2 protein-coding genes are annotated in these 2,777 nt (G+C 76.3%); both read left to right on the top strand.

Going from position 1 to position 2,777, the window contains the following annotated elements:
• Nucleotides 1–2,135: TIGR02680 family protein (locus tag AC08OT_RS19920; RefSeq protein ID WP_476603195.1), on the top strand; the 2,135-nt coding region annotated here is incomplete at its 5' end.
• The coding region (locus AC08OT_RS19915) for a TIGR02679 domain-containing protein (RefSeq protein WP_476603194.1) at nucleotides 2,132–2,777 on the top strand (646 nt) is incomplete at its 3' end. The genes AC08OT_RS19920 and AC08OT_RS19915, both read left to right, overlap by 4 nt.

The raw sequence follows: 2,777 nt of genomic DNA, 5'->3' as shown, positions 1-2,777 counted from the left end.
CGGGCCGGCTGAGCGACACCGCGGTCGCCGCCGTCCTCGCGACGATCGGCCTGCGCGGTGGGCCCGGCCCGGCCGGCGACTCCTTGGCCCACGGGCCGGCGGCCAGCGGGACCTGGGTCACCGTGGACGGCCGGTTCGGTAACGGGGTCCTGACCGGCGGGTGGCGCAAGGAAACCGCCGGCTACATCGGTGAGGGCGCCCGCGAGGCGGCCAGGCGGGCCCGGCTCGACCACCTGCGCGCCGAGGCGGCCCGGATCGAGCTACGGCTCGACGAACTGGCCGCGGCCGCCGCGGAGCTGGCCGGCCGGCAGCTCTCGCTGGCCGCCGAGCACGGGGCCCGGCCCTCCGACGGCGACCTGCGCGAGGCGCACGCGCAGCTGGCCACGGAGCACAAGGCCAAGCGGCGGATCGACGCCCAGCACCAGGAGGCGGCAGCTGTCGCGGCCCGCCGGCAGCAGGCCGCGGGTGAGGCACGGGCTGCGGCCGAGGAGTTCGCCGGCGACGTGCGCCTGCCCGCGGAGCCGGCCGCGCTGGCCGGCGTCCGGGACGCCCTGGGTGACTATCGGGCGGAGCTGGCCGCGCTGTGGCCGGCGGCGGAGTCGCTGGACCGGTCCCGCCGCGCGGCGACCGAGGCGGAACACGAACTCACCCTCGCGCTGGAACGCCAGGAACAGGCGGCCGAGGCGGTCGCCGAGGCGCAGACGCAGGCCGACGCGGCCGCCGAGCGTCACCGGGTCCTGGTCGAGACGGCCGGCGCCGCCGTCGACGAACTGTTCCGCAAACTGGCCGCCGTCGACACCGAACTCGACCGGTGCGGGCAGCGGGAGAAGCAGGCGCGGGCCGCCGAACGGGATGCGCTCGACGCCCGGGGCCAGGCTCACGGCCGGCGTGAGACGTTGCGGGAGGCGATCACCACCGCCGCGGCCGAACGCGAGGCGGCTGTCGCGAAGCTCCGGGCGTTCGCGGCCACCGGCCTGCTCGCGGTCGCCGTCCCGGGCCTGGAGATCCCGGACCCGGCTGCCGGCTGGGCGCCGTACCCTGCGATCACGCTCGCCCGGGCGGTCAACGCCGCCCTCGACGACGTCGACGACACCGACCGCCGGTGGGAGCTGGCGCAGCAGCGGGTGTCGGCCGAGCACAAGGTTCTCACCGACGCGCTGTCCCGGCACGGCCACTCGGTCGGGATGATCGTCTCCGACGGCGTGATCGTGGTCGACGTCCTGTTCCAGGGCCGCAAGCAGGACATCCCGGCCCTGGTCGCCGCGCTGGAGGCGGAGACCGGACAGCGGGCGATGCTGCTGTCCGCGAAGGAACGCGAGATCCTGGAGAACCACCTCGTGAACGAGGTGGCCGGCGCCCTGCAGGAACTGATCAGCGACGCCGAGAGCCAGGTCCGCCGGATCAACACGGACCTCGCGCAACGGCCCACGTCGACCGGCATGCGGCTGCGGTTGCAGTGGCGGGTCGCCCGCAGCGCCCCCGAGGGGCTCAGCGCGGTGCGCGACCGGCTGCTGCGGCAGACGGCCGACGCCTGGAGCCCCGCCGAGCGGACCGCCGTCGGCGCGTTCCTCCAGGAGCAGATCAACCGGGAGCACAGCGCGGACACCACCGGCGGATGGGCCGAGCAGTTGACCCGTGCCCTGGACTACCGCGGCTGGCACGAGTTCGCTGTGCAGCGATTCCAGGACGGTCAGTGGCGGCCGGCGAACGGTCCGGCATCCGGTGGTGAGCGGGTGCTCGCGGCGTCGGTGCCGCTGTTCGCAGCCGCCTCGTCGTTCTACGACTCCTCCGGCAACCGGCATGCACCCCGCCTGGTCGCCCTGGACGAGGCGTTCGCCGGGGTGGACGACGACTCGCGGGCCAAGTGCCTGGGCCTGCTCGCCGCGTTCGACCTCGATGTGGTGATGACCAGCGAGCGCGAGTGGGGCTGCTACCCGCAGGTCCCCGGCCTGGCGATCGCGCAGCTGTCCCGCCGGGACGGCATCGACGCCGTGCTCGTCACGCCGTGGCGGTGGGACGGGCACGAGCGCACCCGCGTCGACCGGCCGGTGCCCTACCAGCCCGAGCGGCCCGACCAGCCCCAGCCGCTCCATCCGGCGCAGGGCGGCGACACCGAGCCCCTGCCGTTCGAGTGAGCGCGTCGTCGACCGGAGCCGCCCGCGATACGGGAGCCGCCCGCGATGTGGAACGGCTGCGCCGTCTGCTGGGCGGTGAGCACACGGCGTGGTTGCTCGACCGGGTGCGGCGCAGGATCGAGCTGGGCCGGCCGCTCACCGGGACAGTCACCCTCGGCCGGGCCAGCGCGGACCAGCGGCGGGGGGTCGAGCGGCTGCTGGGCCGCCGGGCCGGCGCCGGCGCCTCGCTGTCCGTGTCGTTGGACGAGGTCGACGCGGTGCTGCGGTCCAGCGGCGCCGCGCCGGGCGGACTCGCCGCCGCCGTCCGCCAGCTCACCGGGGATGTCACGGAGCGGGCGGAGCTGGCTGCGGCGCAGTCACGGGCCTGGGCGCAGGCGCACCAGCCCCTGGACGACCTCCTCGCCCGGCGCCCCGAACTCACCCCCTGGCGGTCCTGGCTGGACAGCACCGGCCTGCTGCGCCGGCTGGCTGGCACCCCGGACGCGGCGGTGCCGCTGGTCGCCGACCTGGTCCGGGTGCTCGACGCGTTGCCCTCACCCGGCGTGGCGCTGGGCCGGCTGGCCGCCACCAGCACCGGCGACGCGCACGCGCTCGACGACGGCCGGCCGCTGGCGACGCTGGCCTTGGCGGCGGCCCGGGTAC

Source organism: Frankia sp. CgJB1 (assembly GCF_977947065.1).
This window is presented reverse-complemented; position numbering and strand designations above follow the sequence as displayed.